The following is a 24,749-nucleotide window of genomic DNA, read 5'->3' as shown; positions in this document are numbered from 1 at the left end:
GTACGAAGCGCTGAGCATGATCACGGTGCCAGCCACGAGCCAGAGGACCGACGCTCCAGAGCGGTACTCACTGACGCCCGCAACGACCAGCATCACGTCGGCAAGGACGCCGAAGGCCGAGGTCAGAGCGCTGATGCGGTGGCGAGTCGCACAGACATCATCAACGACAACCTCGGCCGGCGGAAGTGATCCAGACGAACCGGCCCAGCTCGCCAAGGGCCGCGTCCGCCTCCCACACTTCCGGAAGTGCCTTCTCCGCAGCACGGTGACATCTACCATTTGAGGGTGCACCAACCCATGATGGAAGCCTTGGCCGCGGGGGAGTTACGGCCGTTACGCGAGTGGCTGGCAGGTCTGCAGGTGGAGACCGAACGCCTGGTCGTGCTGCCGCAGTGGGATGTTCATCCGGTTCCGGATCATCCTCCGCGGGGGCGTCGGTCCGTTGACCGGACCGAGGCGGCTGCTGCCGAGATCCTTCGTCAGTGGGAGAAGGCGGCGATCGCGCCTGGAGGTGTTCCGTTCCTGCTGTTGTTCGTCCTCACCGCGGTGGAAGCGGAGTGGAATATCTCCTACGATTTTGAGCCCTTGTGGGAGACGCTGGCGGCAGCCGCCCGGTGCTTGCGGGAGCGCGGGGCGCGTCTGGATGCTTCGGACCAGCTGTCAGGGCGGGCAGTGGTGGCTCTGATGGAGAGCGTCGCGGCGCAAATCCAAGCGGAGAACGCGATGGTCACCGGGCAGCTGGACGCCCAGGAGGCGGCGTTGAACGCGGCCGTGGTGAAGGCCGGCGAAGCTGGCGAGCTCGCGCGGCAGGCAGCAAGCGGGCATCCCGATCTCAGCCACTACCTCCTCGTGCGGATTGCGGAGATCGACGACGTGTGCGGGGTGGCGGTCGCCCGCGCGGTGCGCGGAGTCCAGGAGTTCCTTGCGACGGGCGAGCCGCTCGACCAGGCGATTGCGCAGATCGAAGTGGCTGAAGCCGGGGCTCACGTCACTGACTACGGTTACCTGAGCGAACTGCGGGCGCACCGGTTGGCGTTACTGTCGCTGGCAGAGCGGAAGGACGCTCAGTGGCTGCGCGTGGAGCACGGGAAGATCGTGTATCTCTATCCCTTCGCAGTGCGCGGCGTGGCGCCCGAGGAGGTGCTCGACGCGGTCGCCACGCAGAGTGCTTATTGGGCGCTGGGGGGAACCAGGCCGGTCTCCGTCAACAGCTCGCTGAACCTGGACGACGTCTGGAACGGCTCGGATGCCTTCAAACGACGTTACGGCGGCGCGCTGGTCGAGCTTCCTGACGTGCTTATCAGCAGCTCGGACGGCTGTCTGCTGGAGCGGGTCCGGGCCGAGATCCGCTTCTCCCGGCTCGGTAACCACTACGTGCGCTTCAGCCGGGAGATCGCGGATGCCGGCCCCGCTGTCCTCTACGCGGCGACTCTGCGAGCGGCGCCGGAGTACGGGTCCACCCGCGTAGCCTTCTCCGGGGGGTCCGCTCAGTGGCGACGCCTGTCTGAACTCTCACTGGACCTTGCTGAGGACGTGTGCGAGCGCTTGGGTGACGCCGAGGGCCGGGCCGGCTCGCGCGCCCTGGCAAGTCCGGGGATGTTCCACGTCGTCGTCGCGGTGAACGCGGCCACCACCACTCGGGGGCCGGCCGGGGAAACACGTCAGGAGGTGCACACCGCCGCCGGCCTCCAGGGAGTGATGGGCGCCCAGTTGCTGACCAACCCGGTGACGCACCTGATTGGTTCCATCGCGGAGTGGGCTCGGTACACGCCCACCAGCGACCTGACCACCACCATGACGGGGCTGACCGGCGAGCAGATCGTGCGGACCTCCAACACCACGGCCATCATTGCCCCTGGGATGGCAGACTTCACACACAACAGCCGAGGCCACATCGTGGAGTTCGTCGCCTCCCTCGACGGGCTGTTTACGGGCTGGTCCCTGGAACTAGTCGACCACTACCAGCGCGTGGAGGCGTTCAGAGCGCGGGTGGACACAGCGGAGCGCGACCAGCGCGGCAGTTCGCAGGCGCTGCGAGCGCTCGCGCACGAACTCGACGCTGAGAGAGTCCGTCTGAACGACTTTGCGACGTCGGTCAGATCGACGATCACCTTCATCCGCTCGCCCTCGCTGGTTTCGTCGCCAGTCGTGGCAGACGTCCTGCGGCGGGTACTGGACGGGTCAACCTTTCACCAGCGGGTCGCGGAGCTGAACGCCATGATCGAGGAGGTGGCGAAGGACCAGCTCGGGACGAGCATCGCCAAACTGGCCAGGCAGCGCGAGGAGCAGGAGACCCAGGAGGAGGAGCGACGGGAAGGCAGGCAGCGGGCGAAGCTGGAAGTGTTCCTGGCCGTGATCGCGGCCGCCGGAGTGTCCGGTGTGGTCCAGGTCCTGCAGGCAGGGTTCTTCCAGTCACGAGACGCGGCGATGTGGGCGGCGGGGAGCGTATCCGCCATCTTCATCGCGGCTCTCGGGCTTGGGTACCTGTTCTGGCCCCGTGGGCGTCGATGAGATCGCTGAGCAAGACCCGGCCCGCACCCTGCGTGAGATGAGAGGCCAAGCGGCGCATCGAGGCCCTTCACGCCCACGGCCCCCGGCCGTACCACGACGCACGAAACCTCGCCTCGACCTACCAACCACCCGACCTCCCCGCAACGGGAGCGGTCGGCCCGGGTGAGGGTCTGGTGACACAGGCGTGCAGTCGCCCCTGCGAGCTGAAGGTCAGAGCTGCAGGTCAGAGCTGAGGCAGAGGTCGCTGTGCCCGCTCGGCTCCTGGTGGTCCGGCGCAGCCGGCGGACCGTGTTCAGGTCGGACCGCCGCGCCGTGCGGGGGATGATGGGGACAGGAAGCCGGGAAACAAGGTCAGGAGTATCCATGACGAGGCGGGTTCACCAGCCCCGTGAGGACGCGGAGTTCGATTTCATCCTCAGGATGAGCGCGGTGCCGGTTCTCGCGTACTTCATCGGGACATGGCCCAAGGCAATCGAGCCCTGCCGGGCGATGGACCTCGTCGTTGGTGCCATCGCCGAGGAGTACGTGGGCCGTTTGACCGTCGTGCGGACCGACATGTCGCGTTGTCCGGAGGCAACCGGGCGTTACGGGATCACTGGCGCCCCGTCCTGCGTCCTGCTGAAGGAGGAGAGGGAGGCGACGGCGCTCGTCACGGGCCCATTGACCACGGCCGAGATCGAGGAGTTTCTTCAGGGACACATCTGATGGCCGACAGTGCGGCGAATGCGCATGGCTCGTTCGGAAGCAGAGCCCGCCGACACTCAGGGGCCGGCACCCATCCTGAACCGCGCATCCTTTGACGAATCGGTTTCGAGACACCTTCCGGGCGGTGGCCGGTGTTCGACCCAGCGCCAGGCGCAGGCGTCGCACCGGGGCATGCACACGTTCAAGACAGTTCCGGGCGGGGCCTGGTGTCGCTGTGGGGCGTGGAGGGACTTCGGGCGGCGACGCCGCAGGCCGAGCAGGCGTACTCATTGCTGCGCGAAAGCGGCAACGGGCAGGGTTCCCCGGTCTCGCAGGATGGCCGGCAGCCCGGCCATTTCGTCGGCGAGCGGTGAGGACGGGGCGGTGCGGGTCTGCCCGGGGTGCGTGCTGGACGGTTGGACTTCCTGCACGACCTGTTGGAGGTTCACCGCGACGCCGTACGAAATCCTTCCCCGCGCCACCCGGCTTGGTTAGCTTCCCGGCTGTACGACAGGACTCGGGAGGCTCAACTTGACCACGGACATTTCACGGCGACGGCTCTTCGCGTTCGGCGGCGGTGCGCTCGGCGCCGCGGCGGCGGGGTCGCTGCTGCCGCCTTCTCTGCAGGCCGCGATGGCCGCCCAGCCTGCACATTCGGCGGGGTCCGGAGGCGGTGACGGGCTCGGAGTCATCAAGCATGTGGTGATCCTGATGCAGGAGAACCGTTCCTTCGACCACTACTTCGGGACGCTCCGGGGCGTACGCGGCTTCGGTGACCGCAACGCCGTCGAGTTGCCCTCCGGCAAGCCGGTCTTCGAGCAGCCCGCACCGCTGGGCACCTCCGTTCTGCCGTTCCCGGTGCGCGGCGCCGCCGAGACGCAGAAGAAGGATCTTCAGTACATCGGTGCGCTCGACCACTCCTGGAGCGGCGGTGGCAAGGCGTGGGCCGGCGGGTGGATGAACGGCTGGGTATCCGCGAAGTCGGCCGCGACCATGGCGTACTACGACCGCCGTGACATCCCGCTGCACTACGAGCTGGCCGACACCTTCACGGTCTGCGACGCCTACCACTCCTCCATCCACTCCTCGACCAGCCCCAACCGCAACCACCTGTGGAGCGGGAAGACGGGCAACGAGCCGAACGGCAAGCGGGCCGTCGGCAATGACGCGTACGACGAGGGCACCCACCCGGGATACGACTGGGGCACCTACGCGGAGCGGCTGGAGAAGGCAGGCCGCAGCTGGCGCACGTACACCGAATGGGAGAACTTCACCGACAACCAGATCGAGTTCTTCGCCACCTTCAAGGCCATCGCCCGCAAGGCGCTGGCGAAGACCGGCGGGCACACGTACATGGAGTCGTTCTACTCCGCCGTGCGGGACGCGGACGCAGCCGAGCGGGAGCGGCTGTTCGGGCTGCTGGAGGAGGGCGTCGCCACCCTGGACAAGGGCGAACGCAGCCTCTTCGAGAAGGCGTTGCGACGGGTGGAGACAGGAACGCTGGCCGACGAGTTCGCCAGGGACGTGGCGGCGGGCACCTTGCCGGAGGTCTCCTATCTGGTGCCCTCCGCCGTCGATTCGGAGCACCCGAGCGTCTCCTCGCCGATCCACAGCGCGACGATCGTCTACAAGGTCCTGGACGCGCTGGGCAAGCACCCCGATGTGTGGCGGCACACCGCCGTCATCATCAACTACGACGAGAACGACGGCTTCTTCGACCACGTGCCGCCGCCGGTCGCCTCGCCCGAGGTGACCGAGGAGCAGTGGGAGGGCAAGCCCACAGGTCTTGGCATGCGGGTGCCGATGCTCGTCGTGTCGCCGTGGACCGTGGGCGGATACGTCTGCTCCGAGGTCTTCGACCACACCTCTGTGATCCGGTTCCTGGAGCGCTGGACCGGGGTGAAGGAACCGAACATCGGCGACTGGCGGCGTACCGTCACCGGCGACCTGACCTCTGCTTTCGACTTCTCGCGAGGACGTCGCCGACCCGAGGTGGAGCAGCCGGGCGCTATCCCGCCGTTCAGTGGCCGCTGGTCGCCGATGCCGCCCGCCGTGCAGCACATGCCGGTGCAGGAGCAGGGCACCCGCCCGGCCCGTGCACTGCCGTACCAGCCGGACGCGGAGGCGAAGGTGGTGGATGGCGCGGTGCGGCTGGCCCTCAGCAACACGGGGCATGCGTCGGCGCACTTCGCGCTGTATCCGTACGCGGGCGAGTTCCCCGTACCGCAGCACCGGGACGTGAAGGGCACGGCACAGTGGACGGTGCCGGTCACCGGAGCGGCGTACAGGTTCACGGTGACGGGGCCGAACGGCTTCCGTCGGGAGTTCGCCGGGTCCGCGAAGGACGGTGCCCCGGCCGAGGTCGCGTCGCGGGTCGACGCCCGTGAGCGCGATCTGCATCTCACGCTGAGCAACACGGGCCGGACGGCGCTCACCTTCATCGTGCGGCCCCGGGGATACGTCGACGAGGCGGACCTGAGTGACTGGACCAGGACCGTCAAGGTCAAGCCGGGGCGCAGCCGCACGGTGGTGCACTCTGCGGCCGACGCGCATGGCTGGTACGACCTGGACATCACGGTCAGCGGGGATGACGCCTTCCGGCGTCGGCTGATGGGGCACATCGAGAACGGCCGGGCGAGCGTCTCGGGCTGACCCGGGTCCGGGCGGTGGGCGCCCCTCTTCTCCGGCGGCCCGCCGTTCCGGCGGCCCGCCGTTCCGGCGTCAGGCGGGGGCACAGAGTCACGGGCGGCTTCGCCCTCGCGAGCTCGGGGTCCCGGCACGCGCTCTTCAGCTGCAGCGGGCTGGTCCAGGCTGTCCTTGTCGTCCTGGCCCTGCTGGTCAGCATCGCGGCATTCACGCGCGAAGCGGTCCACGGCTGGGCCGGGTGCCGGGTGCCGGGGCACAGGACACCCGCACCCGGCACCCGGGAGCTCGGGCGTGCTCCATAACGTGGAGCTTCCGCCGGCATCGAGATGGCCTCCCACGTCACGGAGCCCATCCTCCGCGGCCTGGCGGCTCTCACCGTCCGCAACCGCGTCAACGCTGAGTCCCGGTTTGAGGCCCGTCGTTCGGATCGTCCGGTAGTGGGCCAAGGCCGCTGACCGGAGAGCCGATCGCGGTGGCGACTGTGGCGTACGCGCCGGCACGGAGAACTTTCGCGAGGGCTCACCGGACCCCTTCGCGTCCGCGCCGGGCGGGCACGGGAAGGGGATGTCGCGAGCGTAGAGCCGGGCCACGGGCAACGTGGCAATAGCCCTCGTCGGTGGGCCACCGGAGCGGTCCGCCGACGGAGCTGCCGTGCACGGTCGCCGACCCCGGCCGCGGGTGCAGCCGGGTTGCCGTGCGCGCCGGCGGGGTCGGCTGACGAAAGAGCGCGGTGATGTCGAGCGGCCGCGGTGGGGTGGTAAAGATCGTGCTCAACGCGGTGATGTTGCCGGCGAGGTCTGCCAGCAGGCGTGCCGATCCCCGTCAGCTGACACCGCGCGGCTTCCCTGAGTCAGCAGGCAGACCGGAGGAACATACGCACCGGATCACCTTTGACCAAGGGCTGTCCCGTAATCCCTGGTGGATCAGCGCCGCAGCGACTTACCTCAAGGGCTGACCCTCGCCGGCCCGGCGGCCGATGAGTTCTCGGCTTCCGACCGGTCCAATCTTGTGAGACCTCGGAAAGGACACCGTCATGTCGGAACTTCTTGTCGACTTCATCACTTCCCTCGACGGCTACGCATCAGGAGAGGGATGGCCGGGATTCTGGGGCCTCGAAGGCCCGGAGTACCTCGCATGGCTCGGCGAGCAGCCCGAGGTCACCTACCTGATGGGAGCGAACACGTATCGCCTGATGTCGGGCTTCGCCGCAGGCGAGGTCCCGAGTGGCCAGGACGAGTTCAGGCCCGAGGAAGAGGCGTCCGTCGACGGGCTCACGCAGGCTTCCAAAGTGGTGTTCTCCTCCTCTCTCAAGGAGCCACTGACGTGGGCCAACTCCGCGATCGTCCGCGACGACGCCGTCGCGGCGGTCCGCGCCATGAAGTCGAGTGGTTCGGGGCTCCTCAGCACGATCGGCAGCCTCAGCCTGTGCCGGTCGCTGCTGAGTGCCGGACTCGTCGACCGCTTCCGGGTCGTGATGTTCCCGGTGATCACCGGGGCCACGGGTGAGGAACGCATCTACGACGGCTATCCGGACGTTGCCCTCGACATGATCGAGCACCGCACCTTCGACGGCCGTACCCAAATGGTCGAGTACAGGCCCCGAGTGCTTGAGCACCCGCCCCTCGGCGTCCCTGCGTGACGACGCTGCGTCCGCCGGTCCGTACGGCAGCCCGGCCGGCGCCGCCGGGCCCGACCTGTTGATCACAGCCTCGGAGCGAGGGCCTGCGACAGCGGCCGGGCACCGGTACGTAGCCCGCAGCCGGGGATGGCGGTCACGGACAGAGGGGCCCTGGGCACGATTTCAGAGGAGGATGACGGTCCGGCCCTTGAGTGCTCCGCGGTCCGCGAGGCGCTTCTTGTCGGAGTCCTTCTCCGTGGTGTGGGCGATGGGCCGTGAGTTCATCGCCGTGGCGGGCCGGCGGCTGTCCGAACTTGTATCCGAGAACGTCGTCGCGAGAGAGAAGCGGGATCCCGTCTGATAGATGCCTACTTCGTGGGGACGACGGCGATGGGAGCGTTGGCGAAGTGGAGTGTCGAATGGACGACGTGCCCGACATAGCGGCTGCCTGTCCTCCTGCTCCGCCCGACGACCAGAAGCTGAGCGCCGGCGGCCAGCGACACCAGCATTTCCGCGGCGAATCCCAGTTCGATGTGTTCGGTGACGGCGATCTCGGGGTAGCGCCTGCGCCACGGTTTCAAAAGGCCGACCAGCTCCTGACGGTGTGCCCCCTCGAGTTCGCCAGGCCTGTCCGAGAGGCCCATGACCCCGGACTGGTTCGTGAACATGGCAGGCAGATCCCACGCCCGCGCCGCCCGCAGAGGGACGCCATGTGCCGCTGCTGCCCGGAAGGCGAAGTCGAGGACCACCTCTGCCTCGTTCTCCTCCTTGGGGACGCCCGCCACGACCTCGCCCTTCTGCGGACGTCGGCTGACCTCACCGCCACGGATCATCACCACGGGGCAGACGGCCAGGCTCAGAACGCGAAGACCGACCGACCCGAGGAGAAACCCGGTCACCGGACCCGGCCTGCGGGACCCGAGGACGATCATCTGCGCTTCGCGGCCGCGCTCGCTCAGCAACTCGGCCTCGGGCTGGGCAATCAGCTCGGCGCTCACCTCGACATCGTCATAGTGGTCGCGCACCCAGGCCAGGGCACCGTCGAGGGCCTGCTGTGCCGCCTGATGTGCGCTGTCGGCATCGTGGGCGAAGAACGGTTGGTGCCCGTGGAGCAGAAGGAGCGGCGCCCCTCGACGGCGGGCCTCACCAGCCGCCCATCCGGCTGCGAGCAGACTGTCCGCTGTGCCGTCGACTCCGACGATGATGGGTTGCTGCACGATGTCTCCTCACACGTGGACAGGCGACGCGGCACTACCACTCGCCAAGCGATACGGGGCCTGGCATCGAGCAGAGCGACGACACCTTCCCCCACCGAAGAGTAGGCGTTTCACCCAGTTTTGCGCCGTATGGCTAATTTGTGTTTCGGTGGTCGGCGAGCCACAGCTCCCTCCGTCGCTCCGGGAGCCAGTGATGAAACGCCCGATTCGACCCCGCTCTGCGGGACGGAGGGCCCGGCGCCTGGTGCCCGACGGCTTGCCGGCTCCCTCGGAACGCCTGCTCGCCCCTCCCCGGAAGACGGGGTACTCAGCGAACCCGCACGCAGCACACGCCCGCCACATCCGGGCGGCCGGATCCCGGGGTGCCTGTACGGGGAGCCGTCACGCTGCAACGGCCCGACCACTCCTTCATGCTGCCGGCGAACAGCACCGTCATCCTCTACGCGGACGGAGTCGGCGAGCGCCAAGACGGTTTGCACGAACGGGACGAACTCGCTCGCCGCGATCCCCGCCTGCCGCGCCGCCCTGGCAGGTCATCACCCACGTGACGGCCACGACGACATGGCCGTGCTCGATCCGCGTACGCCGCCGGACGGTCGCGATGGCTGACTGAGCCTACTTCCAACCTCGCTCTGAGCAGGGTCAGGTGCGAGGTGAGGACGGTCGGACCCCGGCCCCACGGGCCAGACCGACCACCGCTCCCGCCAGGAGGGAGAGGACGAGCACGCTCATATGGCGGTTCCCGCTGCCCCGGCAGTGTTTCACTTTGTCGACTGCGACTGCGACTGCGACTGCGACTGCGACTGCGACTGCGACTGCGACTGCGACTGGGGCAGAGGGAGAGGGAGTCAGGGACAGGATCGGGCTCCTCCAGGCCGACTACGACCTGAGCGACGTCGACCTCAAGTCGTGTGTCGATGTGGGTAGGTTCCACCACCAGACCACCCCCTCCCGCGACTTCGGCGCCCCCGACGCCAGCCCCGTCAAGGGCTCGGCCGAGGTGGCGGACGGCAGCGGAGTCACACTGTGGTCCTGAAGGCAGCCGAGATCCGCAACAGTGTCAGAAGCCTTGTCCACACCCCCCGGTGTCTCGAAGGGGATTCCCGTATGCGTCAATGGCACCGACTCGGTGGGAAACTCCCTGGAGCAGACCCTCCTCCACACGGTGCATGTGACGTAGCCCCGGTCCCCGACTACCGCTGTCCTGTTCGTGATCTTCACCCAGCTCCTGGAAGGAGCCCCCCGCCTCATGCTCAGACCTTCGATACCGATCACCGCGCTCGCCCTTGCGGCCGCTCTGGTGAGCGCCGCGATCAGCGGTGCTCCGGCGGGAGCCGCAGGCCATCCGGGTCCCCTGATCTCGGGTGCCCCGCTGTCTGCCGACTCCGATGCGCAGGTGCACACCGTACGGCTCATCACCGGTGACACCGTCGTCGTCACCGGGGAGGGGGAGTCGGCCACGGTGGGCTTCGTCCCCGCCGACCATGATCCCCGCGCCCGGGCCGCGGTCGAGCGCCATGGCGACGACATCACCGTGATCCCCGAGTCGGCCCGCGAACTGATCCGGGCCGATGCTCTCGACGAGCGTCTCTTCGACATCGACGCGCTCATCGAACAGGGCTACGCGGAAGGTACCGACCTGCCGCTCATCGTCCAGAACGCGGACGGCTCGGCACGGGCCCCGGAAGGCGCGCGGAAGACCCGTGAACTCAAGGCCGTTCGAGGCCTCGCTGCCGAGGTGCCGCCCGAGAACTCCCGTCGCCTCTGGTCGGGTCTGCGAGCGCGCGCGGACGGTGCCACCGACACACGACTGGCGGACGGTGTGAGGAAGGTGTGGCTTGACGCGAAGGTCAAGGCTCAACTCGATGTGAGTGTGCCGCAGATCGGTGCCCCCGAGGCATGGAAGGCGGGCTACGACGGAAAGGGTGTCAAGGTCGCCGTCCTCGACACCGGCATCGACGCCACCCACCCGGACCTCGAGGGACGTATCACGGAGATCCGCAACTTCTCCGACTCCCCGGACGCCGTGGACCGCGTCGGCCACGGGACTCATGTGGCCTCCACGATCGTCGGCTCGGGTGCCGCCTCGGACGGCAGGTACAAGGGAGTGGCTCCCGGCGCCGACGTGATGGTCGGCAAGGTCCTCGGTGACACCGGCAGAGGCAACGACTCCTCGGTCCTCGCCGGGATGGAGTGGGCGGCGCACGGCGGCGCGCGTGTGATCAACATGAGCCTGGGTGCCGTCGAATCCTCCGACGGCACCGACCCCGTGAGCGTCGCCGTAGACAACCTCACCCGTACGACCGGCGCCCTGTTCGTGGTCGGCGCGGGCAACGAGGGACCTGCCGCGACCACGCTCGGCACCCCGGGTGTCGCGGACTCCGCGCTGACCGTCGCCGCCGTGGACAGGGACGACAAGATCGCTTCCTTCTCCAGTCGGGGCCCTCGTTTCGGCGACCACGCCCTGAAGCCGGACATCGCCGGTCCCGGCGTGGACATCGTCGCCGCCCGTGCGGCGGGGACCACCATGGGCACTCCGGTGAACGCCTTTTACACGGCGGCGAGCGGTACGTCGATGGCCACCCCGCACGTCGCAGGCGCCGCCGCGCTCCTCGCACAGAGTCGTCCTGACTGGAAGGCGGCCGATCTCAAGGGCGTCCTCATGTCCAGCGCGAAGGTCTCCGGAAACGGAGCTTTCGCCGAGGGCTCGGGGCGGGTGGACGTCCCTGCCTCGCTCCAGGAGACCGTCTGGGCGGACAACGCCTCCTTCGGCCGCCTCAACGACGGCGTCGCGTCCGGCGCGCTCACCAGGACCGTCACCTTCCACAACGCCGGCCACCAGGACGCGACCCTCGCGCTTGCGGGTTCCTTCCGGCGCGACGACGGCGAGGCCCTCCCCGGCGCCATGAGCCTGGGCGCCGACAGCATCACCGTTCCGGCGGGCGGCGCCAAGGACGTCTCCGTCACCCTCGACCCCGACAGCGCCGGCGCGATCGGTGGCTACACGGGTACGATCACCGCCACCGGCGAGGGCGTCGCGGCCCACGCCACAGTCGGCTTCCTCCGCGAGATCCTCACGTACAGCGTGCGCCTCAAGGGCACCGTTCACAACGGCGCTCCCGCCGCCGCCGCGTCCTCGATCCTCCTCTACCGCCTGGGGACGGTGGGCGTTCCGCCGGTCAGCCTCACCCCCAACTCCCAAGGGGTGGCAAGCGCGCACGTGCTGCCCGGCCGGTACGCGGCCATCGGACACCTCATCAACGGTGGCCAGGTCGTCAGCTTCGGCTTCCCCGACGTCGACGTCACCGACCACGGCATCGACCTCACCGTCGACGGCACCAAGGCAGTACCCGTCCAGGCGGACACGCCCCGGCCGACCGAGCAGCTCGGCCGGATCGTCACCGTCAACTTGGCCGCCGACGAGCAGACCACCGGCGCGGGCATCACACTCATCGCGGGCATCGGCAAGGACACGTACGCCCTGCCTTCCACACCTGCCGGGGACGCGCGAATCGACTTCTCGAGCATGTGGTCCCTGGAGGCACCCCCGCTCACCGGGGAGGCCTTGCTGCGCGGACGGAAACTCGACCTGAAGGCCCGCCACTTCAGCAGGTCCTCCACCTTCGACGGGAAGCGCACGCTGCCGGTCGTCGACCTCGGCGCGGGCTCGGACGAGGACATCGCCGCGCACGATCCCGCGGGCAAGCTGGCCATGGTGCGACTCGGTGACATCGCGGACTCCTACACGCTTCTGAGCCGCGTCACGGCGGCGAAGCCCGCCGCCGTCATGGTGGTCAACGGTGAGGACGAGGAACTGGACAACGTCTATCCGGCCGCGATGCCCGTGTTCGGCGTGCCCGCCTCGGTCGGGGCGAGCATCGCCGCACAGTCCGCGCGCTCGACCGTCACCGTTCGCCTGCGCGGGGAGAAGAGCCCGAGTTACCAGTACCAGCTCCTGAGCGCGCACCACGACGGCATCCACTCGGACGAGACCTACCGGCCCACCCTGCGTGACCTGGCCGCACTGAAGGTCAGCGACCACACATCCGCAGCCGACCCCGCCACCCTGGGCAATGCCCAGGAGAGCTGGGGAGGTTACTCCACCCTCACCGGCATCGGCGGTGGCGGATTCACCTCCTCGCATCCCGGTACAGCCCGGACCGTGTACGTAACGGCGCGCGACACCACGTGGAAGCGCCTGTACGAGCCCGCCAGCGGCCAGGAGATGTACGCGGACAACGCACGCAGCTACGAGCCCCGACGCACCTATCGGACCGATTGGCTCAAGCCGGTCGTTCACCCCGGCACCCCGTCGACGGTCACCAGCCCCAGCTCGATTTCCCGTCCCGCCCGCACCCGGGACTCCATGAAGGTCTTCTTCGGTATGGGGCAGTCCGCGGACGGCACCAACGGAGAGGCAACGTGGGGCAACGGCACGGACACCACCGCCTTCCGCGTCTACGCCGACGGCCGGCTCACCGGCACCAGGGCCCAGCCCGGAGTCGTGCTCCAGAACCTGCCGGACGCCCGGACCACGTACCGCTTCGAGTTCGACTTCAAGCGCAAGGCGTCCTGGTGGAACGTGAGCACCGAGTCCCACACCGCCTGGACCTTCGCCTCGCAGCGCCCCGCCGGCGAAGACCCGGTGGCCCTGCCCGTGCTGGAGGCGGACTACGACCTGGAGGGCGTGCGCCTGGACTCCTCGGTGTCGGCCCGCGCATCCCACGATCTGGCCGTGGGGTTCCGCAACGGTGGCGGCGGCGCCGTCAGACTCACCGAGGCGAAGGTCGAACTGAGCTACGACCGGGGTACGACCTGGACGACTCCCAAGTCGGACCGGGACGCCGACTCCGTGCACACCCGGGTACACGCGCCCAAGGGGGCCACCACCGTCTCGCTGCGCATCAGCGGTACCGACTCCGCGGGCAGCAGCGTCGAGCAGACGGTGCTCGACGCGGTACGGGTGCGATGAGCCGGAGAAGCGCCTGAACCCACCGTTGTACGACCGCTGCCTCTGTTCCCCCGGCCCGGCACCGGGGGAACAGAGGCAGCGGGTTTCATGGGCCGAGGGCTCTCCCACGGCGGGTCCGGACAGTGGCACGCCGGCGAGCGCCCTCCCTCCCGTCGGAGGGCGACGGCCCGAGCCCTTCATCCTGATCGGCACCTTCTGCCGGCTTCCGGTTTCGTGACCGGCAGGAATGGGCCGCTGAGAACCCGGACCGCCGCGTCGCCGGGACGCTCACCGGCGTCCGCGCCCGCGCCTGCAGCCGAAGGCGTAGGCGTAGGCCCGGTCTCGTACGACGTGCGGCGCCACTCGTCACGCCGGGGCAGGCAGCCGACACCCACTGAGCTGTCCTTGCGCCCTTCGCCGTCAGTTGTGTCCTAGTGCGGCGAGAGTGTTGTCGAGGTCGGTGCGGTTCGTGCGGTTGTAGGGAAGCTTCCCGAGCAGGGACGCCATGGCACAGCTGTTGGAGAGGGCGGAGTAGACGAGGCCGCCGGCGATGCCTGCGGAGAGCAGTTGGAAAGCGGGGTGGATCACCTGGCCGAGGAGGAGCCCGAGCAGCACGACGGAGCCTGCTGTGAGGCGGACTTGGCGGTCCATGGCCCATGTGGGCGCTGCGGTGGCGGTGGGGCGGTGCAGTTCTCCGCCCGCCGAGGCCCAGGCTGCGGTTCCCCCTTCGAGACTGGCGGCGGGTATGCCGTGCGAGGACAGCGTGATGCCGGCGTTCTGCGAGCGGGCGCCGGAGGCGCAGACCATGAGCAGGTCGCTGCGGCCGGCAGCCTCGCGGAGGGCGGGCAGGGCGTGTGCGAGGTCGTCGAGGGGAATGTTGTGGGCGCCCGGCAGGTGCCCACCGGCGTATTCGCCGGGGGTGCGTACGTCGATCACGACGAAGGTGTGCAGACGATCGCGCACGGCGCCGGTGGTGAGAGTGGAGTTCATGGGTCTGTTCTGTCCTTCGGTTCGGTGAGGCTGGGTCAGACGAGGGTGTCGAGGAGCATGAAGGCGGCCACTGCGAGCAGTACGTAGGCGAAGACGTGCTGCAAGCGGTTGCCGGAGATCTTCGTGGCGAGGCGTTTGCCGTCCCAGGCGCCGAGTACCGCGGCTCCCGTGAAGGGGGCGATGACGGCCCAGTCGAGGCCGTCGGCGGTGCCTGAGCGGGTGGCGAGTGCGGCCAGTGAGTTGATGATGATGACCAGGAGGCTGGTGCCGACGGCGGCCTTCATGCGCATGCCGAGGACGCCGACGAGGGCCGGTACGGCGAGGAAGCCTCCGCCGACGCCGAGCACGCCGGTGACGGCGCCCAGGCCGGCGCCGGCTCCTGCGGCCCTGGTCGGCCGGACGGAGCGGTCTGATGCGGGCCCGCTGGGGCGGAGCATCCGCCAGGCCGCGAGAGCGGCGATCACGGAGAAGGCGGCGGTCAGTACGGAGGGAGGGATACGGCCGGCGGCGATGCCGCCGAGCATGGCGGGGCCGATGCCCGCGGCAGCGAACAGCAGCCCTGCCCGCCAGCGGACGTTGCCGTCCCGGGCATGGGCGGCCAGGGAACTGATGGAGGTCGCGGCGACGATGATCAGGCTCGCGGTGGTGGCGGCGACGGGACTGAAGCCGAGCAGGTAGATCAGCGCGGGTACGGCCAGGACGCTGCCGCCCCCGCCGAGTCCGCCCAGCGCCAGGCCGACCACCGCTCCCGCCAGGAGGGAGAGGACGAGCACACTCATATGACGGTTCCCGCTGCCCCGGCGGTGTCCTGGACCGGTAGTCCCTGGCCGACCCACGCCTTCATGCCGCCGGTGACGTCGACCGCGTCCACGCCCCGTTCGCGCAGGAGGCGGGCGGCATGCTGCGAACGCTGCCCGGAGCGGCAGATCAGCACGAGGCGCGAGCCGGCCGGCGCGCCTGGCACCTCCGCTCCGGCCGTCAGTCCGGACAACGGCAGATGCTGTGCGCCGGAGATGTGCCCGGCCTGCCATTCCTCGGTCTCGCGTACGTCCAGCAGTACGGCGGTGGCTGCCTGGAGCATGTGGTGGGCCTCGACAACGCCGAGGCGACCGGGGCCGGTTCGAAAAATGGGCATGGTGGGACTCCTCCCGGTGTCGACAAGGGTTCAGGAGCTGACGGTGCGAAGGGCCAGGCCGGCTTCCGCGGCTTGGTCGAAGCCGTCGTCGACGGCGACCACGTCGCGCCCGGCTGCGTCCAGCAGCGAGGCCGCGATCCCGGCCCGCATGCCGCCGGCGCAGTGCACCCACACTTCTCCGGCGGGCACCTCGTCGATCCGCCGGTGCAGCGTGTGCACGGGAATGTGGACCGAGCCCTCGATGTACCCGCCGGCACGCTCGGAATCGCGGCGCACATCCAGGACCACCGGCAGATCCTCCGGCCGAGAGAGCCTGGCTGCCAGGTCGCCGAAGGCCGCACGGCGGAACGAGGCCGCGGCATCACCGGGGCGCAGCCAGTCGGACGGGGCGCCGGTCGCGGCGGCTGCGGGGCGGTCGATCCCGACCCGGACCAGTTCGCGCTGCGCATCGGCGAGCTGCTGGGGCGTCTCGGCGAGCAGGGTGACGGGCTTGCCCCAGGGGATCATCCACGCCAGGTAGGTGGCGATCTTGCCGTCGGCCTCGAAGTTGAACGAGCCGGCAACGTGGCCCTGGGCGAACGCGACACGGTTGCGCAGGTCCACGACCCACTCGCCGGCTGCGAGGCGGCCGGCGATCTCCTCGGCGTCCGCACGGCGGGGCGCGGTCAGGTCGACGGGGTCCGGGCCGGCGGAGTTGGCAGGCCCCATGTGTGCGTAGTAGGCGGGGACGTCCTCCAGGCCGGCCAGCAGGTCGGCGACGAAGGAGTCGACATCCTGGGCCAGGGCGGCGTTCATGGTCTTCTCCCGGCCGATGGTGCTCGCGTCGCCCTCGGCCTGTCCGGAGGAGCAGAAGCTGCCGAATCCGTGGGTGGGCAGGACCGAGGTGTCATCGGGGAGCTCCGCGGCGAGCCGGTGAGCGGAGGCGTGCTGGGCCCGGGCGAGGTGTTCGGTGAGGCGAGGTTCGACCAGGTCGGGACGGCCCACGGTGCCGATGAGCAGGGAACCGCCGGTGAACGCGGCGACCGGCGTCCCGCCCTCCTCCAGGACATAGGCGGTGTGGTGCGGCGTGTGACCGGGGGTGGCCAGGGCCCGCACGGCGAGTTCCCGGTCCAGCTCGATCACGTCGCCGTCGCTGACGGGGACGCGGGTGAAGGAGACGTGGGCGGCGGCCGGCACCAGGTAGGCGGCGCCGGTCACCCGGGCCAGTTCCAGGCCGCCCGTCACGTAGTCGTTGTGGATGTGCGTCTCCACCACGTGCGTGATGCGCACCCCGCGTCGGGCGGCCGCCGCGATCACCCGGTCGATGTCACGCGGCGGGTCCACCGCCACCGCGGCCCGGGCGCCTCCGGCCAGGTAGTGCCGGTTTCCCAGGCCCTCGATCTCGATGGTGTCGACGAAGAACATGTGCCGCTCACTTTCTCGGAGTAATACCCCCCTGGGTATTAAATCGACCGTAACAGATTACCCCCGGGGGTATAGTGGGAGGGTGAATCGCCCTATTCGCCCCAGACTGGAAGGAAGAACATGGGATACGACCGGACCATCCGCGTCCACGCCGACTTCCCCCGTACGGTGACCGCCGCCAAGCAGGCCCTTGCCGCGCAGGGTTTCGGGGTGCTCACCGAGATCGACATGGCCGCAACCCTCAAGGCCAAGCTCGGCCGGGACATGCGGGACTACCTGATCCTGGGCGCCTGCAACCCTCAGCTGGCAGGGCAGGCCCTCGATGCCGACCGGAGCATCGGACTCCTGCTGCCCTGCAACGTGGTGATCCGGAGCGAGGGATCGCAGACGGTGGTGCAGGTGGTGGACCCGACCATCATGGTCACTCTGACCGGCCTGGACGCCATGACTCCGGTCGCGAACGAGGCAACCCGCAGGCTGGACAACGCGCTCACCGAACTCGCCGAGGAGCTCAACGGATGAACCCGACCCTGCCGAACCGGCCCCCGGAATCCGCCGGAGCTGCGGCCGCCGAGGACGAAGCCTCCGCCCGGGCGGTACTCAACCGCCTGCGCCGCGCACAAGGGCAGCTGGCGGGAGTGATCACCATGGTCGAGGAAGGCCGCGACTGCCGCGACGTGGTGACGCAGCTCGCCGCCGTCAGCCGCGCACTGGACCGTGCGGGCTTCAAGATCATCGCAGGCCGCATGCGTGAATGCCTGACCGCCCCCGAGGACGGGGGCACCCCCGCCATGAACGAGGCGGAACTCGAAAAGCTCTTCCTCACCCTGGCCTGATCGCCGCACGCCGCTCCGGCAACGGGGTGTGACGGACGCGACTTTGCGGGCTCGCTCGACGGCATCGGAGCCACGTTCCCGCGGGCCGCCTGCCTCCACACCTCGTCGTCCCCGTCCGGCGGGAGGCGAGGAGCGTCCCCTTCGCGCAGAACGACAGCGAGCCCGCCGCCATGAGGAGGGCGGAGCGGGTCACCATGCTCCGTCGCGCTCCACCATGAGGAGGGAGGAACCGGTCACCATGATCCGTCGCGCCCCGCCACCATGAGAAGAGCAGCGCTGATCACCACTCTCCGTCGCGCCCCCCAGCCCCCTCCGTGCTCTCGCGCAGTACGAGCCTGTGTGCCACGACGCGGTCCTGCGGGGACACCGACCCGGGGCGACCCAGGTCGTCCGGCCGGGGCTCCGGGCGCGTGGCCTCGTCGATGCGGCGCAGGAGAAGGTCCACGGCGACCCGGGCGATCGCCTCCTTGTCCGGTGCGACCGTACTCAGGGACGGCACGCTGAACCGGCCGCCCTCGACATCGTCGAAGCCGACGACGGCCACGTCCTCGGGCACCCGCGCCCCATAGCCGCGCAGCGCCCGCAACGCCCCGAGTGCCAGCTGGTCGTTGAGGCACAGCAGCGCATCCGGCCGCACCCCCTCGTCCAGTACCCGGCGCACGGCAGCCGCCCCGTCGCTCATGTGGAACGCCTCCACGGGCAGCAGGAGCGCCGGGTCGTAGGCGATGCCTGCCCCTGCCAGGGCGGCGCGGTATCCGCGGGTGCGCGCCTGGGCGGTGCCGACACACCCGTCGTCCCGCCCGCCCACGGTGAGGATGCGCCGGCGTCCCAGCGCGAGCAGGTGCTCGGTGGCCTCGCGGGCCGCGAGCTCGTTGTCGATCGCCACATGGTCGGCGCCGTCGGTCAGCAGTTCGCCCAGCAGGACGGTCGGCGGAGGCCCGGAGTGCGCGTGCAGGTCCTCCGGCGCGAGGGCCAGAGGGCTGAGGATGACGCCGTCCACGAAGTCCGAACCGAAACCGGCCAACGCCGCCTTCTCCTTCTCGCGGTCCGCGCCGGACTGGTGGATCAGCACGGTCAGGGAGCGCCTCTCGGCCTCCCGGACGACATGGCGGGCCAGTTCCGCGAAATACGGGACGTCGAGTTCGGGCACTACCAGGGCGATGATGCCCGTCCGTCCGCTGCGCAGGTGCCGTCCGGCGAGGTTGATGCGGTAACCGAGGTGGTCGATCGCCTCCTGCACCACCCGCCTGGTCCGGTCGGACACATGGACGTAGTCGTTGAGCACGTTGGACACCGTTTTCTCCGACACCCCCGCATGCCGTGCGACGTCCTTGATCCTCGGCCGTGCCACCCGCAACCTCCCCGTCCTCGGTACGCGCCGAGTCTATGCGGCAGCCTTCCGCGTGCCCTGGACGGATCCGGAGCGGCGGACGCGGGGGAGTAACCCGCACAGGTAACGACGCAGCTCTTTACAGCCAATGTACATCGATGTAAAAACAGGTCACCGCACCGGGAGATCCGGCGCGGATCACCTGATGTGCGCGGGCGGCCGACGGCTGCCGTGCCGATGGCGCATGCCATCGGCCGGGCACGTCGTCCGGCCGTCGAAAGGTCAGTGATGAACTCTGCACCCCCTGCCCGCGGGCTGCCCGGCACCGGGGACCCGGCCCGTGCGCCGGGCATCGGCCGCCGCGGGCTGCTGCGTTACGGGACCGCCGGAGCGGCGGCGCTGCTGGCCGCGGCGCCGCTGACCGGCTGCGCCTCGCCCGCCCGTGCCGACGCCTCCGCGCTGAAGGTCTGGGACCTCTTCCAGGGCGGCGACGGCATGCTGATGGACGAGATGATCGCGGCCGTCTCCCGGGGAGCCGACGGATTCGACGTGGACCGGACGATCCTGGACTGGGGCCCGTCGTACTACACCAAGCTCGCCATGTCGGCGGCCGGCGGACGCGCCTCGGACGTGGCCGTGCTGCATCTGTCACGCCTGGCCGGATACGCCCCAGGCGGTCTGCTCGACTCCCTCGACCTGGAGCTCCTCGCCGAATTCGGCGTATCGGAAAAGGACTTCGCGCCCGCGGTGTGGAAGCGCGCCCAGCACCGGGGCACGGTCTACGCGATCCCGTTGGATGTCCACCCCTTCATCGTCTTCTACGACAAGGACGTGGCCGGCAAGGCCGGGTTGCTCGAACCATCAGGCGACCTGGCACCGATGGGCTCGCCCGAGGCGTTCCTGGACGCGGGGAAGAAGCTCGCCGAGGTCACCGGCACATCCGGCATCCTCTTCGGGCACGTCACCGACACCGCCCAGAGCTGGCGCCAGTTCGCGGCGCTGTACGCCCAGACCGGCGCGTCCTTCACCCTGCCCGACGGCGGCCCGCCGCAGATCGACATCGAGGCCGCGGTGAAGGTCGTGACCTTCATGAAGCAGCTCTTCGACGGCCGCACGAACCCCAACAACCTCGACTACAACGGTGCGATGGCCGCGTTCATGGACGGCCGCGGCGGCATGATCATGGCGGGGGAGTGGGAGTTGCCCACGTTCCGGAAGTCTGGCATCAAGCACCTGGGCGCGGCCCCCTTCCCACAGGTCTTCGGCCGGCCGGCCGTCTACGCCGACTCGCACAGCTTCGTCCTGCCGGCCCAGGACGACCCCGACCCGGCCCGGCGCCGCGAGGCCCACCGGTACATCGCCGAGATCGTCAAGCAGAGCCTGACCTGGGCGAGCGCGGGGCACATCCCGGCCTACCTGCCGGTCCAGTCCCGCCCCGAGTACGCGGAGCTCGACCCCCAGTCCTCGTACGCGGCCGCGGGCGAGATCGCCGTACTCGACCCGCCGAACTGGTTCGCCGGGGCCGGTGGCAACTTCCAGAACCGCATGTGCCAGCCGCTCCAGTCGGCGCTGCTCGGCAACACCTCCGCCGAGAAGGCGGTACGGCAGATGGTCCGGGAAGCGGACACCCTGCTGCGCCAGCCCAATCCGGTCGCCTGACGACAGCCGAAGGAGCCGCATCGTGACCACCACCGCGCCCGCCGGAGCCCCGGCACCACCGCAACTCTCCGCACCCCGGCCCGCGCCACGGCGCCGGTTCTCCCTCACGGGAGGCGGAGCACTGTTCGTCCTTCCCTTCCTGGTGTTCTTCGGACTCTTCCTGGTCTGGCCCATCGTCCAGGGCCTCTGGATGAGCCTCACCGACACCTCCCTCACCCTCCGCGAGCCCGCATTCGTCGGCCTCGCCAACTACGCCGAGGCGTTCGAGGACCCGGACGTCTGGAGCAGCCTGGGCAACACCGCCTTCTTCACCCTGATCTCCTGTGTCCCCCTCGTCCTGGTGGCCCTGGCCATGGCCCTGCTCGTGCACAGCGGCCTCGCCGGCCAATGGGCCTGGCGGCTGGCGTACTTCGCCCCATACCTGCTGCCCGTCACGGTGGTCACCCTCATCTGGACCTGGCTCTACCAGCCCGACATCGGCCTCGGCAACCAACTGCTGACGTCCCTGGGAATGGAGCCCGTAGGCTGGCTCTCCGACGAATCGGTGGCGATGTGGTCCGTGGCGGCCCTCACCGTCTGGTGGACGGTCGGCTTCAACTTCCTGCTCTACCTCGCCGCCCTGCAGTCCCTGCCCGTCACCTACGACGAGGCCGCCGCGCTCGACGGCGCCGGTGCCTGGCGGCGGCTGTGGTCCGTCACCCTGCCCCAGCTGCGCCACACCACCGTTCTGGTGGCCATGCTCCAAGTCCTGGCGTCCCTCAAGGTGTTCGACCAGATCTACATCCTCACCAAGGGCGGTCCCAACAGTTCCACCCGTCCGATCCTGGAGTACGTCTACGACGTCGGGTTCACCGGATACCGGCTGGGCTACGCCTCAGCGGTCAGTTACGTCTTCTTCGCGATCGTCATCGTCGTCTCCGTCGTGCAGCTCCGACTCTTCCGTCAGGAGGGCTGATCGTGTCCGCGATCTCCACCCCCGTCCGCCGCCCCCGCCGGCCGCACCGCGAGGAGTCCGGGTCACCTCTGCTGCTCGGCCACGGACGGGTGCCCCGTGTACTCGCCTCGACAGCGCTGACCGTCCTGGCCGTCGTCTGGCTGCTGCCCTTCCTCTGGGCGGTCGCGACCTCGGTACAGAGTGAGCAGGACGTGATGAAGTCGGGTCTGTCCCCGTTCAAGGGAGCCTTCACACTCTCCGCCTACCGGCAGATCCTGGAGCGGGGCAACGTTCCCACCTGGGCCTTCAACAGTGTGCTGATAGCCGCCCTCGTCACCGTGCTCACCGTGGCCGTCTCGACGCTCGCCGCGTACGGGTTCTCCCGGGGAACCTTCCGGGGGAGGCGTGCCCTCCTCGCCGTCACCGTCGCCGCGATCATGGTCCCGCCGCAACTGCTCATCGTCCCGCTCTTCGAGCAGATGACGATGTTCCACCTGGTCGACACCTACGCGGCGGTCATCCTGCCGCAGGTCGTCGCGCCCATGATGGTCTTCATCCTCAAGCGCTTCTTCGACGGCATACCCCGGGAGCTGGAGGACGCCGCGCGCATCGACGGCGCCTCCGAACTCCGCGTCTTCCTGTCGATCGTGCTCCCGCTGTCCCGCCCGATCGTGTCCGCCGTCGCGATCTTCGTCTTCATCGGGGCGTGGAACAACTTCATGTGGCCCTTCGTCGTCACCAACGACCCGGACCTCATGACACTCCCGGTGGGCCTCGCCACCGTCAAGGACGCGTACGGCATCCAGTACGCCCAGGCCATGGCGTCCGCCCTCCTGGCGGCGCTCCCGCTGATCGTGATGTTCCTCGTCTTCCAGCGGCGCATCGTCAATTCCGTCGCCACGACGGGCCTCGGCGGAAGCTGACCCCACCGACATTCTGTCCGCGCGCCGGCCGTCCGGCCGGCCGCCCTCACCATCCGACTGGAGCCCCTGTGCACACCCCCTCCGTCCCCCGTCCGGAGTACCCGCGACCGCAGTTCGTGCGCCGCGACTGGCTCAACCTCAACGGGACCTGGCAGTTCGAGACCGATCAGGGGGACAGCGGCCTCGAACGAGGACTGCTCGACCGTGACCTCACCGGCGAGATCCTCGTGCCCTTCGCCCCGGAGTCCGAGCTGTCGGGTGTCGGCGACACCGATTTCCTGGAAGCCGTCTGGTACCGGCGGCGGTTCACCCCGCCCGAGGCATGGGCCGGACGCCGGACGCTGCTGCACTTCGGGGCGGTCGACCACGACACCACTGTCTGGGTCGACGGCACCGAAGCGGTACGCCACCGGGGCGGCTTCACTCCCTTCACCGCCGACCTCGGTCACCTCCCCGTCGGCCGGGAGGTGGAGATCACCGTCCGCGCCCGCGACCCGAAGTCCGGCCCCCAGGCCCGGGGCAAGCAGGCGGTCCAGTACGCCAACCACGACTGCAACTACACCCGGACCACCGGCATCTGGCAGACCGTCTGGGCCGAACCGGTCCCCGATGCGCACCTCCGCCGCCCGCGGATCACCCCCGACCTGGCCGGCGCCGCCTTCTCCCTCGAACTGCCCCTGTCGGCCAACCGCCCCGGCCACCGGATACGCGCCGTCCTCAGCGACGACGCGGGCGAGGTCTGCCGTGCCGAGACCCGCGCCGACCTGGACCTGGCGCCCCGTCTTCACCTGGCCCTCCCAGAGGACCGGCGCCGCGAATGGTGCCCCGAGGACCCCTTCCTGTACGGCCTTCGGCTCGAACTCCTCGACGCCGCAGGGGAAGTGGCCGACACCGTCGAGAGCTACGCGGGCCTGCGCGCCGTCTCCGTCCGGGGCAGGACCGTGCTCCTCAACGGCAGCCCCCGCTTCCAGCGCCTCGTCCTCGACCAGGGCTGGTACCCCGACGGCCTCATGACCGCCCCCTCGGACGAGGCTCTGGTCCGTGACATCGAACTCGCCCTGGAAGCAGGCTTCAACGGAGCCCGGCTGCACCAGAAGGTCTTCGAAGAGCGCTTCCTCTACCACGCGGACCGGCTCGGATACCTGGTCTGGGGCGAGTTCGGCGACTGGGGATGTGAGATCGGCGGTTCCTCGGGCGACAACCAGCGCCCCGACGCCTCGTTCGTCGCCCAGTGGCTCGAAGCCGTGGAACGCGACTACTCGCACCCCTCGATCGTCGGCTGGTGCCCGTTGAACGAGACCTATCAGAAACTCCACGACCGCATCACCCAGCTCGACGACGTGACCCGCGCGATGTTCCTCGCCACCAAGGCCATGGACACCTCCCGCCCGGTGATCGATGCCTCCGGCTACTCCCACCGGGTGCTGGAAACCGACATCTACGACTCCCACAGCTACGAGCAGGACCCCGCCGCCTTCCGGAAGCTCGTCTCCGGCCTTGCCAAGGGGGAGCCCTTCGTCAACGCCCACGAGACCGGAGCCGCCTACTCGCAGCCGTACAGGGGCCAGCCCTACTTCGTCAGCGAGTTCGGTGGGATCTGGTGGGACCCGGAGGCCGCCGCCGGGGAGTCGGGCAGCGACCGCACCGTCTCCTGGGGCTACGGCGACCGGGTGCGGACCGAGGACGAGTTCCACGAGCGCTTCGCGGGCCTCACCGGCGTGCTGCTGGAGGACCCGGAGATGTTCGGCTACTGCTACACCCAGCTGACCGATGTCTTCCAGGAGCAGAACGGCGTCTACCGCTTCGACCGGAGCACGAAACTGGACATCGCCCGCGTCCGGGACGCCCAGCTGCGGCCGGCCGCGATCGAGAAGCCGCACGCCGGCTGACGGGGACGCGTGAGCGGTGCCC

Annotated in this window: 17 protein-coding genes; 11 read left to right on the top strand and 6 right to left on the bottom strand. The window is 69.5% G+C overall.

What is annotated here, in order from left to right:
• The first annotated feature begins 285 nt into the window (after nt 1-285).
• From ACGFZA_RS13310 to ACGFZA_RS13295, 4 genes are all read left to right on the top strand, one after another.
• Entirely contained in the window at nt 286-2,511 is a 2,226-nt protein-coding gene (locus ACGFZA_RS13310) for a hypothetical protein (RefSeq protein ID WP_393678978.1), read from the top strand.
• 363 nt (nt 2,512-2,874) lie between these two features.
• Nucleotides 2,875-3,216, top strand: coding sequence for a thioredoxin family protein (locus ACGFZA_RS13305; RefSeq protein ID WP_385272458.1), 342 nt, complete (start codon nt 2,875-2,877; stop codon nt 3,214-3,216).
• 510 nt (nt 3,217-3,726) lie between these two features.
• On the top strand, nt 3,727-5,847 hold the full coding sequence (locus tag ACGFZA_RS13300; protein ID WP_393678977.1) for a phosphocholine-specific phospholipase C: 2,121 nt from the start codon (nt 3,727-3,729) through the stop codon (nt 5,845-5,847).
• A gap of 1,027 nt (nt 5,848-6,874) precedes the next feature.
• On the top strand, nt 6,875-7,480 hold the full coding sequence (locus ACGFZA_RS13295) for a dihydrofolate reductase family protein (protein ID WP_385272464.1): 606 nt from the start codon (nt 6,875-6,877) through the stop codon (nt 7,478-7,480).
• 347 nt (nt 7,481-7,827) lie between these two features.
• Here the strand turns inward: ACGFZA_RS13295 and ACGFZA_RS13290 are convergent, their stop codons facing one another.
• Nucleotides 7,828-8,676, bottom strand: coding sequence for a universal stress protein (locus ACGFZA_RS13290; protein WP_393678976.1), 849 nt, complete (start codon nt 8,674-8,676; stop codon nt 7,828-7,830).
• Nucleotides 8,677-9,925: 1,249 nt separating this feature from the next.
• Between ACGFZA_RS13290 and ACGFZA_RS13285 the strand changes: the two genes are divergently transcribed.
• On the top strand, nt 9,926-13,648 hold the full coding sequence (locus tag ACGFZA_RS13285) for a S8 family serine peptidase (protein WP_393678975.1): 3,723 nt from the start codon (nt 9,926-9,928) through the stop codon (nt 13,646-13,648).
• 399 nt (nt 13,649-14,047) lie between these two features.
• On the opposite strand, the gene ACGFZA_RS13280 is transcribed toward ACGFZA_RS13285, so the two are convergent.
• From ACGFZA_RS13280 to ACGFZA_RS13265, 4 genes are read right to left on the bottom strand one after another with little or no spacing between them, the layout of a single operon-like run.
• Nucleotides 14,048-14,617, bottom strand: a complete 570-nt coding sequence (locus ACGFZA_RS13280; RefSeq protein ID WP_385272476.1) for a rhodanese-like domain-containing protein — start codon at nt 14,615-14,617, stop codon at nt 14,048-14,050.
• 35 nt (nt 14,618-14,652) lie between these two features.
• A complete protein-coding gene (locus tag ACGFZA_RS13275; RefSeq protein ID WP_385272479.1) occupies nt 14,653-15,396 on the bottom strand; it encodes a sulfite exporter TauE/SafE family protein in 744 nt (247 codons plus the stop codon).
• Nucleotides 15,393-15,752 carry a rhodanese-like domain-containing protein gene (locus ACGFZA_RS13270; protein ID WP_385272482.1) on the bottom strand — a complete coding sequence of 120 codons (360 nt, stop codon included), beginning with the start codon at nt 15,750-15,752 and terminating at the stop codon, nt 15,393-15,395. The genes ACGFZA_RS13275 and ACGFZA_RS13270 overlap by 4 nt, the downstream gene beginning before the upstream one ends.
• 30 nt (nt 15,753-15,782) lie before the next feature.
• A complete protein-coding gene (locus ACGFZA_RS13265) occupies nt 15,783-17,156 on the bottom strand; it encodes a rhodanese-like domain-containing protein (protein ID WP_393678974.1) in 1,374 nt (457 codons plus the stop codon).
• 120 nt (nt 17,157-17,276) lie between these two features.
• Between ACGFZA_RS13265 and ACGFZA_RS13260 the strand changes: the two genes are divergently transcribed.
• Both ACGFZA_RS13260 and ACGFZA_RS13255 read left to right on the top strand, forming a co-directional pair.
• On the top strand, nt 17,277-17,678 hold the full coding sequence (locus tag ACGFZA_RS13260; RefSeq protein WP_393678973.1) for a DUF302 domain-containing protein: 402 nt from the start codon (nt 17,277-17,279) through the stop codon (nt 17,676-17,678).
• The gene (locus ACGFZA_RS13255; RefSeq protein ID WP_393678972.1) at nt 17,675-17,992 is read left to right on the top strand and encodes a metal-sensitive transcriptional regulator; all 318 of its coding nucleotides are present in this window, start codon (nt 17,675-17,677) and stop codon (nt 17,990-17,992) included. The genes ACGFZA_RS13260 and ACGFZA_RS13255 overlap by 4 nt, the downstream gene beginning before the upstream one ends.
• Nucleotides 17,993-18,272: 280 nt before the next feature.
• Here ACGFZA_RS13255 and ACGFZA_RS13250 read toward each other — a convergent pair whose 3' ends face one another.
• On the bottom strand, nt 18,273-19,343 hold the full coding sequence (locus ACGFZA_RS13250; protein ID WP_393678971.1) for a LacI family DNA-binding transcriptional regulator: 1,071 nt from the start codon (nt 19,341-19,343) through the stop codon (nt 18,273-18,275).
• A gap of 267 nt (nt 19,344-19,610) precedes the next feature.
• Between ACGFZA_RS13250 and ACGFZA_RS13245 the strand changes: the two genes are divergently transcribed.
• The 4 genes from ACGFZA_RS13245 (at nt 19,611) to ACGFZA_RS13230 (ending at nt 24,727) form a co-directional block, all read left to right on the top strand.
• Nucleotides 19,611-20,981: an extracellular solute-binding protein gene (locus tag ACGFZA_RS13245; RefSeq protein WP_393678970.1), complete on the top strand. Its 1,371-nt coding sequence runs from the start codon at nt 19,611-19,613 to the stop codon at nt 20,979-20,981.
• Nucleotides 20,982-21,003: 22 nt separating this feature from the next.
• A complete protein-coding gene (locus ACGFZA_RS13240; protein ID WP_385272500.1) occupies nt 21,004-21,936 on the top strand; it encodes a carbohydrate ABC transporter permease in 933 nt (310 codons plus the stop codon).
• Nucleotides 21,937-21,938: 2 nt separating this feature from the next.
• Nucleotides 21,939-22,838 (top strand): carbohydrate ABC transporter permease, encoded by a 900-nt coding sequence (locus tag ACGFZA_RS13235; RefSeq protein ID WP_393678969.1) that lies wholly within the window; start codon nt 21,939-21,941, stop codon nt 22,836-22,838.
• Nucleotides 22,839-22,906: 68 nt separating this feature from the next.
• A complete protein-coding gene (locus ACGFZA_RS13230; protein ID WP_393678968.1) occupies nt 22,907-24,727 on the top strand; it encodes a glycoside hydrolase family 2 protein in 1,821 nt (606 codons plus the stop codon).
• The last annotated feature ends 22 nt before the right edge of the window (nt 24,728-24,749 follow it).

Source organism: Streptomyces sp. NPDC048211 (assembly GCF_043202315.1).
Classification (GTDB): Bacteria; Actinomycetota; Actinomycetes; order Streptomycetales; family Streptomycetaceae; genus Streptomyces.
The sequence above is the reverse complement of the archived record's forward strand: the minus strand, read 5'-3'. Positions and strand labels throughout refer to the sequence as shown.

Excerpts from the sequence above, each read along its gene's own strand:
- ACGFZA_RS13305 (WP_385272458.1), top strand. The coding sequence starts at position 2,875 with ATGACGAGGCGGGTTCACCAGCCCCGTGAGGACGCGGAGTTCGATTTC.
- ACGFZA_RS13295 (WP_385272464.1), top strand. The coding sequence starts at position 6,875 with ATGTCGGAACTTCTTGTCGACTTCATCACTTCCCTCGACGGCTACGCA.
- ACGFZA_RS13285 (WP_393678975.1), top strand. The coding sequence starts at position 9,926 with ATGCTCAGACCTTCGATACCGATCACCGCGCTCGCCCTTGCGGCCGCT.
- ACGFZA_RS13280 (WP_385272476.1), bottom strand. The coding sequence starts at position 14,617 with ATGAACTCCACTCTCACCACCGGCGCCGTGCGCGATCGTCTGCACACC.
- ACGFZA_RS13275 (WP_385272479.1), bottom strand. The coding sequence starts at position 15,396 with ATGAGTGTGCTCGTCCTCTCCCTCCTGGCGGGAGCGGTGGTCGGCCTG.
- ACGFZA_RS13270 (WP_385272482.1), bottom strand. The coding sequence starts at position 15,752 with ATGCCCATTTTTCGAACCGGCCCCGGTCGCCTCGGCGTTGTCGAGGCC.
- ACGFZA_RS13265 (WP_393678974.1), bottom strand. The coding sequence starts at position 17,156 with ATGTTCTTCGTCGACACCATCGAGATCGAGGGCCTGGGAAACCGGCAC.
- ACGFZA_RS13260 (WP_393678973.1), top strand. The coding sequence starts at position 17,277 with ATGGGATACGACCGGACCATCCGCGTCCACGCCGACTTCCCCCGTACG.
- ACGFZA_RS13255 (WP_393678972.1), top strand. The coding sequence starts at position 17,675 with ATGAACCCGACCCTGCCGAACCGGCCCCCGGAATCCGCCGGAGCTGCG.
- ACGFZA_RS13245 (WP_393678970.1), top strand. The coding sequence starts at position 19,611 with ATGAACTCTGCACCCCCTGCCCGCGGGCTGCCCGGCACCGGGGACCCG.